This window comes from Maritimimonas sp. 2210JD6-3 (genome assembly GCF_056591795.1).
The window spans coordinates 23,806-38,411 of the sequence record NZ_JBWQOJ010000032.1; the positions used below are offsets into that span (position 1 = coordinate 23,806).

Below are 14,606 nucleotides of genomic sequence, written 5' to 3' on the forward strand. Positions count from 1 at the left end.
TTATAGGCTTTTGTAAATTTTCATTACTTTTTCTTTTGCACGCTTTAAGCGCATTTTTACAGCACTCTCGCCAATACCCAAAACTTCTTTAATGTCTTTAATAGACAGATCGTCTTGGTATTTCATTAACAATATCATTTTATCTTTAGAATCTATAACTGATAAAGCTTTTTGCAATTTTTCAGCTTTAAGCTGAAAAATATCATCATCAGAAATTTCATCTATAACAGATACATTTTTCTCAACAATTTCGTCATCTACTTTTTCTTTATTCTTATACGAATTACGTTGCACATAATTCACACAAAAATTATAGGTAAATGAATACAACCACGTAGAAAATTTTGAAGTTCCTTTAAATGTATTTAACTTAACAAACAGCTTAATAAAGATATCATGAGTCAGATCTTCTGCCTCCATTTTGCTCTTAGCAAAGCTTAAACATTTATTAAATACTGTAGCTGCATACCTATCATACAGCTCAGCAAATAATTGGCTGTCTTTTGTTACTACAATTTCTTTTACCAAATCTTCATCACTTAATTGATGAGTTTTGTTAAGGGTCTTCAATCTAATCGAGGGTGTTTATTTTTGATAAGACACATTGGGTTATAAAAAGTCACTTTCAAGCATACTAAAATAAAAAAACAACGTTTTTGTAACATAATATAAACTTACTACGTATATATAAGTACGCAACGAGTTTAAAGCTAAGTATTAATATAAAACGATTATATGAGACAACTTAAAATTACTAAACAAGTTACTAACAGAGAAACTGCCTCGCTAGACAAGTATTTGCAAGAAATTGGTAAGGTTGACTTAATTACTGCCGATCAAGAAGTTGAGCTAGCTCAACGTATCAAAGCTGGTGATCAAGTAGCCTTAGAAAGGTTAACAAAAGCAAATTTAAGATTCGTGGTTTCTGTGGCTAAACAATATCAAAATCAAGGGTTAACATTACCTGATTTGATAAACGAAGGTAACTTGGGGTTAATCAAAGCTGCAAAACGTTTTGATGAAACTCGTGGTTTTAAATTTATTTCGTATGCTGTTTGGTGGATTCGTCAATCTATTTTGCAAGCGTTAGCTGAGCAATCTCGTATAGTACGTTTGCCATTAAATAAAATTGGGTCGATTAACAAGATCAATAAGATGTTTGCTCGCTTAGAGCAAGAAAACGAAAGACCTCCTTCTGCTGAAGAGATTGCTAAAGAATTAGACATGACCGTAAACGATGTAAAAGAGTCTATGAAAAACTCTGGTCGTCATGTATCTATGGATGCTCCGTTGATTGAAGGTGAAGATTCAAATCTATATGATGTATTACGTTCTGGTGAATCTCCAAATCCTGATAAAAAATTATTACACGAATCACTTAAAGTAGAAATTGAGCGTGCTTTAGAAACATTAACACCTCGTGAAGCTGATGTTGTAATGTTATATTTTGGTTTAGGTGATCAACACCCAATGACTTTAGAAGAAATTGGTGAGACATTTGATTTAACACGTGAGCGCGTGCGTCAAATCAAAGAAAAAGCAATACGAAGATTAAAGCATACGTCTAGAAGTAAAATTTTAAGAACTTATTTAGGTTAAGAACCTAGTATTTTATAATTTTATCACATTATGAGTAGTCAAGAACTATTCGTTTTTTGATTAATGAATGGAAAACTCTCAACATTATTGAGAGTTTTCTTTTTTATTTAATGTCATTACAAACGTAGTGAAGTAATCCCATTTTTTGATAATAAGATTGCTTCGTCATTTCATTCCTCGCAATGACGAAAAAAAGTATATTTGCTCAAATCTTAATCTCAATATTTTAAGCATGTCTCATTTAGTTGCTCCTTCTATGCTAGCCGCCGATTTCGGCAACCTTCAACGTGATACTGAACTCGTTAATAATAGTGATGCCGATTGGTTTCATATTGATGTGATGGACGGTCATTTTGTACCCAATATCTCTTATGGAATGCCTGTTATTAAAGCCATAAAGAAGCATGCTACAAAACCTTTAGATGTACATTTAATGATCGAAAAGCCCGAGCGTTACATTGAAGAGTTCGCTAAATGCGGAGCTGATATTATAACTGTACATTACGAATCAACAGTTCATTTACATAGAACACTTACACAAATTGAAAATGCCGGTTGTAAAGCTGGGGTAGTACTTAACCTAACAACTCCTGTTTCTGTTTTAGAGGATATTTTACCAAAATGTTATATGGTTTTACTAATGTCTATTAATCCTGGGTTTGGTGGACAAAAATTCGAAGATATTACATATGATAGAGTAAAAAAACTTAGAAAAATGATCGACGATCGAGGTTTGGATACACTTATTGAAATAGATGGTGGCGTTAATGACCAAAACTTACCAAAATTAAAAGAAGCTGGTGCGAATGTATTTGTAGCGGGTAGTTTTGTGTTTAAAAGTGAGAATCCTACACAAACGATTGCTAATTTGAAGCAAGTTTAAGATCCTTTACAACTAATTGTAAGGTTGTTTTCTCATTCCAGGTGTTTTCATCGATACTAAAAACACAGTCAAAAGGTTTTTTGTCACTAATTTCCTTATAGAATTTACCCAAACCGAAACCAATTGCATTAAAGCTATAGTTGCCGTCACTTATCGTTAATTTTAAATGACTCTCATCTGTACCTACGGCTCGCGCATAGCCTGTATCAACTACATTTTTTAGTAAAAAAACAGGCTTCATGTTTTGAGGCCCAAAAGGAGCAAGTTGTTTTAAAATTCTATAAAATTTTGATGTAATATCAGCTAATTGTATTTCAGCATCTATTTTAATTTCAGGAACACGTGATTCTTCAGGAATTGTTTCTTGTACTACTTTTTCAAAACGCTCTTTAAATGCCTTATAGTTTTCTGGTAATAGCGTTAATCCTGCTGCATATTTATGACCTCCAAACTGTTCGATATGCTCAGAGCAAGCATTCAAAGCGTTATACACATCAAATCCTGATATAGAACGAGCAGAAGCAGCCAATTTTTCACCATTTTTAGTAAACACTAAAGTAGGTCGATAATAAGTTTCTATTAAACGAGAAGCGACTATACCAATGACACCTTTATGCCAATGTTCATCATACACCACAGTGGTAAACTTATCTTCTTCGTGATTTTTTTTAATTTGTGTTAATGCTTCTGCAGTAATTTGTGCGTCTAATTCTCTACGACTTGAATTAAAGATTTCAATCGCTTCTGCAAACTGTAAGGCTTGCTCAAAATCTTTCTCAACAAGTAGCTCAACAGCATGATTACCATGTTTCATTCTACCTGCTGCATTAATACGAGGAGCTATTATAAAAACGACATCGGTAATGGTAAGTTCTGGTTTATTTAACTGATTGATAATTGCTTTTATACCCATTCTCGGATTTGAATTAATTTGTTGTAATCCGTAATAGGTTAAGATTCTGTTTTCTCCTGTAATAGGAACGATATCCGCAGCAATCGCTGTAGCAACTAAATCTAAATAGGGTTTGAGATCATTTATAGTTTGTCCTTTTCGGGAAGCCAAAGCTTGTATGAGTTTAAATCCCACGCCGCATCCACATAGCTCATCATACGGATAGGTACAATCTTCTCGTTTAGGATCTAAAATAGCTACTGCTTTCGGCAATTCAATTTCAGGTCGATGGTGATCGCAAATAATAAAATCAACGCCTTTTTCCTTTGCATACGCTACTTTATCAATTGCTTTAATACCACAGTCTAAAGCTATGATTAATGAAAAATGATTATCAGAAGCAAAATCAATTCCTTGATACGATACTCCATACCCTTCATCGTATCGATCAGGTATATACGTTGCTACATTGGGGTAATATGATGTTAAATATGTTGATACCAATGATACTGCCGTAGTACCATCAACATCGTAATCTCCATATACTAATACGTTTTCATTATTTTCGATCGCAAGTTCGATCCTAGAAACAGCTTTCTGCATGTCTTGCATCAAAAAAGGATCATGCAATTCTTCTAACGAAGGACGAAAAAACACTTTAGCATCCGTAAAAGTTTCAATACCTCTTTGAACCAAAAGTTTCGCAATCGTTTTATCAATAGATAACTCTTGAGAAATTTTTTCTACTTTTTCTTTCGGTGGCGTTTTTTTAAGTGTCCAACGCATACTTATTTTTCATGCAAATAAACATTCACCATAACATCAGCAAACTCTTTAAACATCGCCATCACTCCACAATATTTTTCGATCGACAGGTCAACGATTTTTTGCAATTTATCTTTATCTAAATCCTTTCCATAAAAATGAAAATTCATTGCCACTTTATGATAGTATTTCGGGTGCTCATCAGTCAATTCAGCTTCCACATCTATATTGAAACCCTCGACATCAACTCTCATTTTTTTTATCAAGGATGCTACATCTAAACCAGAACATCCTCCTAGGGCTGTTAACATTAATGCTTTAGGTGTATATGTTTTCTCTTTAGCATCACTCCCATCATTTATAAATAGTTTATTGCCCGTTGGGTTTTCAGATTCTAATAACATGCCGCTTTTCCATACGGTATTTACTTTATTTGTCATTTAGTATTGTAATTAAAGTTTGTAAATCTTGTTTGGTATGATTAGACGTAATAACGATTCTATTCATACGTTTTTTATACGTTGGGTATTCAAAACTAGTAATAACTATTTGTTCTTTTAATAGTTTTTCAAAGATAGTAGTACTGTCTATATAAATTACTGGATAATTACTATTGAATTTATAGTTTGATGTTACATCTAAGTTACTTGTCACAAAATCAAGGTTCTCTTGTAATCTTTCTCTTTGCCTACTATATAATTCTTTGCTCTCAATATATGTCGCTAAATACCCTGGACTTGCACCCGAAGAAGATGTAAAGGTTACCGTTTCTTTTATCTTTTGTATAAACCCTTTATCTGACGCTACAATACCTCCTGCAATGCCTAACGCTTTTCCTAAAGAAGAAGTGATAATCAGTCGCTCAATATTCTTATTATCTATCATTGTTCCCAAACCACTTCCTTGTTCGCCAATTAATCCCAAGCTATGAGATTCGTCTATTAATAAGGTAATTTTAATTGCTTTCGAAATTTTATCGAGAAAAGCAAAATCTGTTGGAGTAACTTCTCCCGACAACATTGTATCAGCTGTAATTACTATTCGCTGACTTTTTTTGTTTTTTATTTTAGGATGTAATTCATTATTAACAAATAAAAGATTACTTTTTTTTGATATTATGGCTGGATGTGTTTTCGAATAATGAAAAAAATCATAACCTTCATCTTCTAATACTTCTATTGCTAGTTTTCCTGCTAAAGTGCCCGATGATGTACTCGCAACAGCTTCCTTTTTTAGAAAAGAAGCAAAATAGGTTTCGAATTGATCATATATATCAAGAATAACATTTGCATTTCTCGAACTTCCATAAAAAGAACCCCATTGTCGTATCTTGTTTTGTAAAATATCTTGAAATCCTACATTTATAGCTAATCCTAAATACGAAGTACCTCCAAAATACAAGAATTCCGATCCATTTACTATAATTTTTCTGTCTGGAAACTGATGTACTCGCATAACTTACTTTAGAATGGCTCCAATACCATTTCGATTACTATAAAATACATCACCATTCTCTATGGCCACACCAGTAGCGACATCATTAGAAATTAGTAATGCTCCGTCCATATCTACATAATCTAATAAGGGTAAAAGATGAGCGATCGCAGAGATTCCTACTGAAGATTCTGTCATACATCCAACCATGGTTTTCATCTTTAATTTTCGAGCTTTTTCTAACATTCGTTTTCCAGGGGTGAGCCCACCACATTTCACCAATTTCACATTTACGCCATGAAAATGATCGTAGCACTTGTCAATATCTTCTTCTACCTGGCAACTTTCATCGGCAATGATCGGTAATACAGATTTTTTAAAAACCTCTTTATGTCCTTTCCAATCATTAGCTTCTAATGGTTGCTCAATAAATTCTACACCTAATTTTTTAAGCGCTATAGAATTTGCAATTGTCTCATCTACAGACCAACCACAATTCGCATCTACTCTAAAAATTGCGTCGGTATGTTTTCTAAGTTCAGTTATAATTTCAATGTCATTAGTTGTACCTAGTTTAATTTTATAAATAGGCCAAGGTTGTTCCTTTAATTTTTCTATCATTTTTTTTACTGAAGCTATTCCGATAGTAAAATTAGTTTTAGGGTTTTTGGTTATATCTAAATTCCAATACTCATATAATTTCTTATTAATTCTTTTTGAGTATAAATCATGGTAAGCAATGTCTAAAGCACAAAGTGCGAACATATTTTCTTTAAAATATGGATATAATGTTATAAAAAACTCTTGCGGGTCTAAACCATCACAGTTTTTTATAACATTAGCAACGTTTTCAATATCATTTTTCATTTTTTCGACTGTAATTCCGTAATACGGATTCGCAGTTGCTTCTCCTAATCCAGAAATAGTATTATCTTTCAATTCAACAATTAAAGTCGATTGTGTATCGTGTGATTCACGAGAAATGGTAAACGTATGTGTTAATTTTAAATCAAACGCTCTGAGAATTAGTTCCATAATAATAAGACTGATTAGCTATGATTAAAAATACTAAAATTATATCTTTGAAATCTTTAAAAATGTAAAATATGCCTTTAGTAACTCCACTAGATCCCAATCATGACGCTGAAACCAAAAAATTAGCTGATTTTTATAATGAGACACTTGGTTTTTGCCCAAATTCTGTATTAACTATGCAACGTAGGCCTGATATTTCAAAGGCATTTATTAATCTTAACAAAGCCGTCATGGCAAATCAAGGTCGCGTAACATCTGCGCTAAAGCGGATGATCGCTTGGGTGAGTAGCAATGCAACAGGTTGCCGCTATTGCCAAGCACACGCCATCCGTGCTGCAGAACGCTATGGTGCTGAACAAGAGCAGTTAGATAATATCTGGGAATACAGAACGCATCCTGCTTTTTCTGAAGCTGAACGTGCTGCCTTAGATTTCTCGTTAGCTGCTTCTGGTGTGCCGAATGCTGTAGATGAAGAACTAAAAAAACGCTTATATGAGCATTGGAATGAAGGTGAAATTGTAGAAATGTTAGGTGTTATTGCTTTATTCGGTTATTTAAATCGATGGAATGACTCTATGGGAACCTCAATTGAAGATGGCGCTGTAGAAAGTGGTGAGCAATATCTAGGAAAACATGGCTGGAATAAAGGAAAGCATAGTTAGACAATAGATGTTAGACCGCTTCGCTTTTAGATAATAGAGAACCTTGCAAATGCGTGGTTTTTTTAATGATAAAATTCTGTTTTATTTTAAGAGGAAAAGTTTGATATAAATTTTTGTAAATCAGGAACTACATGTTCTTCAAACCAAGGATTCTTAGTTAACCAAAAACGATTTCTCGGTGATGGGTGTGGCATTACGAAATACTTCGGCAAGTATTCTTTATAGTTCGCAACCGTTTCAGTTAATGTTTTTTTGGTCTTATCTTTTAGATAGTAGTTCTGAGCGTACATACCAATAAGCATGATAAATTCTAGATTAGGCATCTCATCAAACAACGCCTGATGCCACTGTGGTGCACATTCAGGTCGAGGCGGTAAGTCTCCTGATTTTCCTTTACCAGGATAACAAAACCCCATGGGCACAATGGCAAATTTAGTAACATCATAAAACTCCTCATCAGAGACATTCATCCATTTTCGTAACTGTCTACCACTGGCATCATCCCAAGGTATTCCAGAAGCATGTACTTTCGTGCCTGGAGCTTGACCAATTATGACCACTTTAGCATCTCTATGTGCTTTAACCACAGGTCTAGGGCCTAAAGCTAAATGCTTTGCGCAGATGGTACATTTTTTTATTTGAGATAACAGTTCTTGCATTTATTTTTTACCTGCTACAACGATTACGATTTCTCCTTTTGGAGTTTTATTAGTAAAGTGCTTTAATACTTCTTTAGCTGTCCCTCTTATAGTTTCTTCAAATAGCTTGGTTAACTCTCTAGAAACTGAAATCTGTCTATCTTCCCCAAAATACTCAGTAAATTGTGATAATGTTTTGATCAATTTATGCGGACTTTCATAAAAGATCATTGTTCTAGTTTCTTGCGCTAGTAATTTTAGTCGTGTTTGCCTACCTTTTTTTACTGGTAGAAATCCTTCAAATACGAATTTATCATTTGGTAAACCAGAATTTACCAATGCAGGAACAAAAGCGGTTGCTCCTGGTAAACATTCCACTTCAATATTATGTTCTACACAAGCTCGTGTTAGTAAAAATCCAGGATCTGAAATTGCAGGAGTTCCTGCATCAGAAATTAATGCAATTGTTTCACCGCTTTTTATTCTTTCAACCAATCTATCTACCATTTTATGCTCATTATGCATATGATGACTTTGCATCGGTGTAGTAATTTCAAAATGCTTTAATAATTTACCCGAAGTTCGAGTGTCTTCCGCGAGGATCACATCAACCACTTTCAATACTTTAATAGCTCGAAAGGTCATGTCTTCTAAATTGCCTATAGGAGTGGGAACGATATAGAGTTTGCTCATTAAAACAAATATAGAAACTATCTTTTACAACAAGTCTTTAATCACTAAATTTGCGCATTCAAAAAAAGGAGCAATGTATAGAACACATACAAATGGTGAATTGCGTTTAGTAAATGTAGGTGAGAAAGTTACTTTATCGGGATGGGTACAAAAAGTACGTGATAAGGGGTTTATGGTCTGGATCGATCTTCGTGATCGTTACGGTATTACGCAATTAATTCTTGATGAAGAAAGAACTGATAAAACTCTTTTTGAAAAAGCTAAAACCTTAGGGCGTGAATTTGTAATTCAAGTCACTGGTGAAGTGATTGAACGCCAATCAAAAAATCCAAATATCGCTACAGGGGAAATTGAAGTGTTAGTTTCTGAATTAACTATTTTAAACGGGTCTATAACCCCTCCTTTTACTATTGAAGATGAAACAGATGGAGGAGAAGAATTACGTATGCAATATCGCTATTTAGATATTCGTCGTAATCTGGTTAAGAAAAATTTAATCTTTCGCCATAAAGTAACCCAAGAAGTTCGTACTTATCTTTCGAAAGAAGGATTTATAGAAGTTGAAACTCCTTATTTAATAAAGTCAACACCCGAGGGAGCCCGTGATTTTGTAGTGCCAAGTCGCATGAATGAAGGGCAATTTTATGCCTTACCCCAATCACCTCAAACTTTTAAGCAGTTGTTAATGGTTGGTGGTTTAGACAAATACTTTCAAATTGTAAAATGTTTTAGAGACGAAGACCTTCGTGCTGACAGACAACCAGAGTTCACCCAGATTGACTGTGAAATGGCTTTTGTGGAACAGGAAGATATTCTGAATGCTTTTGAAGGATTGACACGCCATTTATTGAAAGAAATAAATGATGTTAAAGTAGCTAAGTTTCCGAGAATGACTTATGACGAAGCCATGCAAAAGTACGGGAATGATAAACCCGATATTCGTTTTGGGATGGAGTTTGGCGAACTTAACGAAGTAGCTCAACATAAGGATTTTAACGTATTTAATAATGCTGAATTAGTAGTTGGTATTGCAGTACCTAAAGGAAATTCTTATACAAGAAAGGAAATTGACAAGCTTATCGATTGGGTAAAGCGTCCGCAAATAGGTGCTTTAGGTATGGTATATTGTCGTTGCAACGATGATGGAAGCTATAAATCATCGGTTGATAAATTCTATGATCAGGAAGATTTGGCTAAGTGGGCAGAAGTTACCAGTGCTAAATCTGGTGATTTAATTTGTGTATTGTCTGGTGATACAAATAAAGTACGTGCACAACTATCTGCATTGCGTATGGAATTGGCTGAACGTCTAGGCTTAAGAAAAAGTGATGAATTTGCTCCTTTGTGGGTAATTGACTTTCCTTTATTAGAGTGGGATGATGAAACAGAACGTTATCATGCCATGCATCATCCGTTCACCTCACCAAAACTTGAAGATATTGCTTTGTTAGATACTAATCCTGGTAAGGTAAGAGCTAACGCTTATGATTTGGTTTTAAACGGTAATGAAATTGGTGGTGGTTCTATTAGAATTCACGATAAAGCTACGCAAGCCTTAATGTTCGACCATTTAGGTTTTACACCTGAAGAAGCAAAAGCACAGTTCGGCTTTTTATTAAATGCTTTTGAGTATGGTGCTCCACCACATGGAGGTATTGCTTTCGGATTGGATAGATTAGTAGCCATTCTAGGAGGTCAAGAAACCATACGAGATTTTATAGCATTTCCTAAAAATAACTCTGGGCGTGACGTAATGATCGATGCCCCATCTCCGATAAATGATGAACAACTAAAAGAATTGAATCTAAAATTAGATATATAATATGCTGTCATTTCGAACGAATGTGAGAAATCTAAACCATAGAGATTTCTCAATCGTTAAACTCATTTCGAAATGACCGTTTAAATATTCATTTTTAATCCTGCGAAAGCGGGATTTTTTTATATTTATACTATGCCATCTCAAACCAAATCTTTACTTAATAGAATTCTTATTTGGCGATATAAGCATATACCCGAAAGACAGTTTATATATATGCTTAGTATCCTTGTTGGTTTTCTAGCAGGTATTGGTACCGTTTTATTGAAGAATTTTACATACTATATTCAGTTACTTTTAGATCTAAACATATTTCAATCCATAAAATCTTCTCTATATTTTATCTTGCCAATCATAGGGTTGATTATTGTTTATTTTCTCAAAAAGAAATTTTTAAAAAAGAAGTTGGGTCATGGTATTTCTGATACGCTGTATGCCGTATCAAAGAACAGTGGAATAATCCCTAGATATCGCGTTTTTGCAAATCTGGTGCTGGCTCCCATAACGGCTGGTTTTGGTGGTTCTGTGGGATTACAAGGGCCTGCAGTAAGCACAGGAGCTGCCTTCGGATCTAATATTGCACAGCTTTTTAGAATGAATACAAAAACGCGAATGTTGTTAATTGGATGTGCTTCTGCTGGAGCCATGGCATCTATGTTTAAAGCACCTATTGCTGCTCTTATTTTCGCTTTAGAAGTATTTAGTTTAGATGTAGCCTTTGTGTCGTTAATTCCTTTATTGCTTGCTTCTGTTTCTGCAGTAGTAACTTCTTACTTCTTTTCTGGCTCTGATCATTTATTGAGATTTGAACTGGTTGATAAATTTGAAATACAAGACATTTTATTTTATGTAATTCTTGGTGTTGGAACGGGTATTGCCTCGGTATATTTTTCAAAAATGTACTTTGGTATCAATCGATTTTTTGATCGTTTTAAATCTGTAAAATCTAAACTGATTGTTGGAGCGATTGCTATAGGTATCATGCTCTATTTTATTCCTCCTTTATTTGGTGAAGGTTATGGATTGATAAATAATTTAATAGAAGGAAATCATAACGCAGCAATTGGCACCACGCCTTTTAGTGTTGATCTTACTAATGTTTGGATTGTAATCGCTCTTTTAATTGGTATTACCATATTTAAAGCTGTAGCGATGACAACTACCTTTGCTGCTGGAGGCGTAGGCGGAATTTTTATTCCAACATTGGTGATGGGAAGCGCTTTAGGAAACGCCTTAGCTTTAGTAATTAATAATTTAGGTCTAGGTTTTAACGTATCTGAATCTAATTTTTCCTTAATAGGGATGACTGGGCTTATGGCTGGTGTATTACATGCACCGCTAACGGCAATTTTCTTAATAGCTGAAATTACTGGAGGTTATGAATTGTTTGTTCCTTTAATGTTAGTAGCAGCTATTTCGTTTGCAATTACAAAGTATTTTGTTTCACATTCTATTTATACCATGGAGCTTGCTCAGCGAGGAGAATTACTAACCCATGATAAAGATCAAAATACCTTATTGTTAATGGATCTTAACAAGATTATTGAAACCAACTTCATTTCGATTCAACCTGATATGAAGCTAGGTCATGTTTTAAGAAATGCTGTGGCAAAATCTAATAGAAATATATTTCCTGTAGTTGATAAGGAAAATAAATTCTTAGGCGTTTTACTGTTGGATGATATTCGTAAAATAATGTTTGATAAAAAATTTTACAATGCACTATCTGTACATACGTTGATGCAAAATGCACCTGATGTTATTAAATATCAAGAAGATACTATGCAGCAAATCATGAAAAAATTCGAAGAAAGTGGCGCTTGGAATCTTCCTGTAGTAAAAGATGAAAAATATGTAGGGTTTATTTCAAAATCTAAAATGCTAACTGCTTATCGTAAAAAGTTAATAGAAGTTAGTTCTTAATCTTTAAGAAATTGGACCGCTTTGTCAGGATGATCAGTAAAGACACCATCTAGATTCAAATTATTAAATCCATAGTCAAGTAATAGATCAAAACTTTTAAAATCTTCTAGATCATCAGCTCTGAAGGTATATCCATGAATTTTTAATCCTAACTTTTGAGCATTTTGTATAAAATCGGGAGACACTTCTTTATACCATGGCCCTATTCCATTGGCATACGTTACATATTCATCAAGATATTGTTCTTCTTCTTTAGATTCTATTAATTGAACTAGAAATAATTCTGACTTCAATTCCTGTCTAATACGTTTTAATTCATCCTTGTCAAAACACTGCAAAATGCATTTATCCTGTTTAGTATTATAATTATATAAGGATAATACCTTTAATACAATTTTAGAGATGTCTTTGCCTTCTCTTAAGTGGAATTTTGGTTCTTTTATTTCAGGATATATTCCAATATTATTACCAGTGCTTTGATTCAAACCTTGTATCAATTCTATCTCTTCATACAAAGAATGTAATTGAAAATTACTCTTACCATTTGGAAATCGATCAGGATATACTTGTTTTTGTGTTTTTGGATCAAATCGTTCTAAAACTTGGAGTAATTTCAATTCTTCAAAATAAAAATCGATCACATAATAACGGCCATCTTTTCGCTTTCTATCAGGGAATTTTTCTACAACATCGGTTACCTCATCCAAATAAATATCGTGAATCACCACAGGGATATTATCTTTACTTAAGACAATATCTTGTTCAATATAATCAGGGCTCATAGCATACGCCATAGCTTTAGCAGCTAATGTATGTTCAGGTAAATAACCAGAAGCTCCACGATGCGCAATAACTATTTTGTTTGGTTTTGATTTAGATTTTATCTCCATTTTCTTGTCAACAGGTTTCTCACACCCAATAACTAAAACTACAATTAAAATAATTGACAAACGCATTTCTTTCTATTTGATGCTATAAATTTAGTAGTTTCGTATTATGAAATGTCATTCTGAACGAAGTGAAGAATCTATAAATGGATTCCGCATCAAGTGCGGAATGACAACAAATTGTCAATGAAACTATTATTAAAAATATCATTCTTTTTGTTTTTAGCTACACTATTAGTTGGTTTTTATTTAAAGTATTTTACCAAATATGAAAAAGCTGACGTCATAATAGGTCTAGATATCTTATTTCTTTCCTTTATTTTAATGCCATTATTTATTTATCATCGCCATCGTCTTGGGAAGTATAAAAAATATATTCTTGACGGAAGTAAAAAAAATCCGTTTAAAATTGATGAAGATAAAATGGTTTAATGTCATCGTCTGCAAACATAGGATGACAAATTAATTCAAATTTCTTTTTTGAATAAAAAACCGTTTTATTAATTCACTACACTCTTCCTCTAACACGCCACCCATTACTTTAGTTTTAGGATGCAGTTGGGTTTTGTAATGTTGAAATCCTCTTTGTTTGTCATACGCTCCAAATACTATTTTATCTATTTGGGTCCAGTAACTGGCTCCAGCACACATTTGGCAAGGTTCTAATGTTACATAGAGCGTGCAATCTTTAAGATATTTACCGCCTATGTAATCTGCTGCTGCTGTAAAAGCCTGCATTTCGGCATGTGCTGTGACATCATTTAGGGTCTCAGTTAGGTTATGTGCTCTTGCTATAATTTGATTTTTTGCAACTATTATTGCTCCTATAGGTACTTCATTTTTTTGAAAAGCCGTTTCTGCTTCTTGCAAAGCACGTTTCATAAAATAGGTGTCATCGTAAGGATTAAGCATCTCTTTTAATATAAAGAAAGCAAAGCTATTAAAATTTGTTCTTATAAGAGCGAGATAAAGGAATCTGAGTTTTATCTATTAATGTTAATGAAGTACTATTAACTTGTTTGATAAAATTAGAATTAACAATATATGACCGATGGCACTGAATAAAATTTGGAGGTAGTTCTTCTTTAATATGACTAAGTTTCCCACGAACAAAATGGTTTTTACCATCGCTTAAAAAGATATTTAAATAATGGTCATCTGATTTAATGTATAAAAGATCTGCAACATAAACTTTTGTTTTATCTTTTAAGACAATGTGATTTTTAATAACGATATTTTTAAGTTCTTCTAGTTTTTGAAGGGTTTCACTTTGTTCTTCTTCGAGAACATCACTTTTTTTTCTATACCTTTTGTATAGTATAAATGTTAAAATTAGTATTAGACTGATAACTCCAAGAATTGGGATTAATGTATAT

16 protein-coding genes are annotated in these 14,606 nt (G+C 33.4%); 6 read left to right on the forward strand and 10 right to left on the reverse strand.

The window, feature by feature from the left end; genetic code table 11:
* The gene (locus tag AC1EUY_RS12490; RefSeq protein WP_480195880.1) at positions 1-570 is read right to left on the reverse strand and encodes an RNA polymerase sigma factor; all 570 of its coding nucleotides are present in this window, start codon (positions 568-570) and stop codon (positions 1-3) included.
* Positions 571-735: 165 nt separating this feature from the next.
* Here AC1EUY_RS12490 and AC1EUY_RS12495 point away from each other — a divergent pair, with 165 nt between their 5' ends.
* Entirely contained in the window at positions 736-1,599 is an 864-nt protein-coding gene (locus AC1EUY_RS12495; protein WP_480195881.1) for a sigma-70 family RNA polymerase sigma factor, read from the forward strand.
* Between the two features lie 232 nt (positions 1,600-1,831).
* Positions 1,832-2,482, forward strand: coding sequence for a ribulose-phosphate 3-epimerase (gene rpe, locus AC1EUY_RS12500; protein ID WP_480195882.1), 651 nt, complete (start codon positions 1,832-1,834; stop codon positions 2,480-2,482).
* Here rpe and recJ read toward each other — a convergent pair.
* From recJ to AC1EUY_RS12520, 4 genes are read right to left on the reverse strand one after another with little or no spacing between them, the layout of a single operon-like run.
* Positions 2,463-4,160, reverse strand: coding sequence for a single-stranded-DNA-specific exonuclease RecJ (gene recJ / locus AC1EUY_RS12505; RefSeq protein ID WP_480195883.1), 1,698 nt, complete (start codon positions 4,158-4,160; stop codon positions 2,463-2,465). The two genes, rpe and recJ, sit on opposite strands and share 20 nt — an antisense overlap.
* 2 nt (positions 4,161-4,162) lie before the next feature.
* Entirely contained in the window at positions 4,163-4,579 is a 417-nt protein-coding gene (locus tag AC1EUY_RS12510; RefSeq protein WP_480195884.1) for an OsmC family protein, read from the reverse strand.
* Complete coding sequence (locus tag AC1EUY_RS12515; RefSeq protein ID WP_480195885.1) at positions 4,569-5,594, reverse strand: aminotransferase class I/II-fold pyridoxal phosphate-dependent enzyme; 1,026 nt, start codon at positions 5,592-5,594, stop codon at positions 4,569-4,571. The genes AC1EUY_RS12510 and AC1EUY_RS12515 overlap by 11 nt, the downstream gene beginning before the upstream one ends.
* A 3-nt stretch (positions 5,595-5,597) precedes the next feature.
* Positions 5,598-6,608 (reverse strand): dipeptide epimerase, encoded by a 1,011-nt coding sequence (locus AC1EUY_RS12520; protein WP_480195886.1) that lies wholly within the window; start codon positions 6,606-6,608, stop codon positions 5,598-5,600.
* Positions 6,609-6,679: 71 nt separating this feature from the next.
* Here AC1EUY_RS12520 and AC1EUY_RS12525 point away from each other — a divergent pair, with 71 nt between their 5' ends.
* On the forward strand, positions 6,680-7,270 hold the full coding sequence (locus AC1EUY_RS12525; RefSeq protein ID WP_480195887.1) for a carboxymuconolactone decarboxylase family protein: 591 nt from the start codon (positions 6,680-6,682) through the stop codon (positions 7,268-7,270).
* An 86-nt stretch (positions 7,271-7,356) separates the two neighbouring features.
* Here AC1EUY_RS12525 and AC1EUY_RS12530 read toward each other — a convergent pair whose 3' ends face one another.
* On the reverse strand, positions 7,357-7,929 hold the full coding sequence (locus tag AC1EUY_RS12530; protein ID WP_480195888.1) for a uracil-DNA glycosylase family protein: 573 nt from the start codon (positions 7,927-7,929) through the stop codon (positions 7,357-7,359).
* The gene (gene rsmI, locus AC1EUY_RS12535) at positions 7,930-8,601 is read right to left on the reverse strand and encodes a 16S rRNA (cytidine(1402)-2'-O)-methyltransferase (RefSeq protein WP_480195889.1); all 672 of its coding nucleotides are present in this window, start codon (positions 8,599-8,601) and stop codon (positions 7,930-7,932) included.
* 73 nt (positions 8,602-8,674) lie between these two features.
* Between rsmI and aspS the strand changes: the two genes are divergently transcribed.
* Together aspS and AC1EUY_RS12545 are read left to right on the forward strand one after the other, a co-directional pair.
* A complete protein-coding gene (aspS, locus tag AC1EUY_RS12540; protein WP_480195890.1) occupies positions 8,675-10,423 on the forward strand; it encodes an aspartate--tRNA ligase in 1,749 nt (582 codons plus the stop codon).
* A 132-nt stretch (positions 10,424-10,555) separates the two neighbouring features.
* Positions 10,556-12,343 (forward strand): chloride channel protein, encoded by a 1,788-nt coding sequence (locus AC1EUY_RS12545; protein WP_480195891.1) that lies wholly within the window; start codon positions 10,556-10,558, stop codon positions 12,341-12,343.
* Here AC1EUY_RS12545 and glpQ read toward each other — a convergent pair.
* The gene (glpQ, locus tag AC1EUY_RS12550) at positions 12,340-13,299 is read right to left on the reverse strand and encodes a glycerophosphodiester phosphodiesterase (protein ID WP_480195892.1); all 960 of its coding nucleotides are present in this window, start codon (positions 13,297-13,299) and stop codon (positions 12,340-12,342) included. The genes AC1EUY_RS12545 and glpQ overlap by 4 nt on opposite strands.
* A 117-nt stretch (positions 13,300-13,416) precedes the next feature.
* Here glpQ and AC1EUY_RS12555 point away from each other — a divergent pair, with 117 nt between their 5' ends.
* A complete protein-coding gene (locus AC1EUY_RS12555; protein WP_480195893.1) occupies positions 13,417-13,662 on the forward strand; it encodes a hypothetical protein in 246 nt (81 codons plus the stop codon).
* A gap of 30 nt (positions 13,663-13,692) precedes the next feature.
* Here AC1EUY_RS12555 and AC1EUY_RS12560 read toward each other — a convergent pair whose 3' ends face one another.
* Both AC1EUY_RS12560 and AC1EUY_RS12565 read right to left on the reverse strand, forming a co-directional pair.
* The gene (locus AC1EUY_RS12560; RefSeq protein WP_480195894.1) at positions 13,693-14,142 is read right to left on the reverse strand and encodes a nucleoside deaminase; all 450 of its coding nucleotides are present in this window, start codon (positions 14,140-14,142) and stop codon (positions 13,693-13,695) included.
* Positions 14,143-14,170: 28 nt separating this feature from the next.
* Positions 14,171-14,606 (reverse strand): LytR/AlgR family response regulator transcription factor (locus AC1EUY_RS12565; RefSeq protein WP_480195895.1); only part of this gene is annotated, 436 nt, incomplete at its 5' end.

Coding starts and splice junctions, on each gene's coding strand:
- AC1EUY_RS12495 (WP_480195881.1), top strand. CDS start 736: ATGAGACAACTTAAAATTACTAAACAAGTTACTAACAGAGAAACTGCC.
- AC1EUY_RS12530 (WP_480195888.1), bottom strand. CDS start 7,929: ATGCAAGAACTGTTATCTCAAATAAAAAAATGTACCATCTGCGCAAAG.
- AC1EUY_RS12560 (WP_480195894.1), bottom strand. CDS start 14,142: ATGCTTAATCCTTACGATGACACCTATTTTATGAAACGTGCTTTGCAA.
- AC1EUY_RS12545 (WP_480195891.1), top strand. CDS start 10,556: ATGCCATCTCAAACCAAATCTTTACTTAATAGAATTCTTATTTGGCGA.
- AC1EUY_RS12555 (WP_480195893.1), top strand. CDS start 13,417: ATGAAACTATTATTAAAAATATCATTCTTTTTGTTTTTAGCTACACTA.
- rsmI (WP_480195889.1), bottom strand. CDS start 8,601: ATGAGCAAACTCTATATCGTTCCCACTCCTATAGGCAATTTAGAAGAC.
- AC1EUY_RS12515 (WP_480195885.1), bottom strand. CDS start 5,594: ATGCGAGTACATCAGTTTCCAGACAGAAAAATTATAGTAAATGGATCG.
- AC1EUY_RS12510 (WP_480195884.1), bottom strand. CDS start 4,579: ATGACAAATAAAGTAAATACCGTATGGAAAAGCGGCATGTTATTAGAA.
- rpe (WP_480195882.1), top strand. CDS start 1,832: ATGTCTCATTTAGTTGCTCCTTCTATGCTAGCCGCCGATTTCGGCAAC.
- recJ (WP_480195883.1), bottom strand. CDS start 4,160: ATGCGTTGGACACTTAAAAAAACGCCACCGAAAGAAAAAGTAGAAAAA.
- glpQ (WP_480195892.1), bottom strand. CDS start 13,299: ATGCGTTTGTCAATTATTTTAATTGTAGTTTTAGTTATTGGGTGTGAG.
- AC1EUY_RS12525 (WP_480195887.1), top strand. CDS start 6,680: ATGCCTTTAGTAACTCCACTAGATCCCAATCATGACGCTGAAACCAAA.
- aspS (WP_480195890.1), top strand. CDS start 8,675: ATGTATAGAACACATACAAATGGTGAATTGCGTTTAGTAAATGTAGGT.
- AC1EUY_RS12520 (WP_480195886.1), bottom strand. CDS start 6,608: ATGGAACTAATTCTCAGAGCGTTTGATTTAAAATTAACACATACGTTT.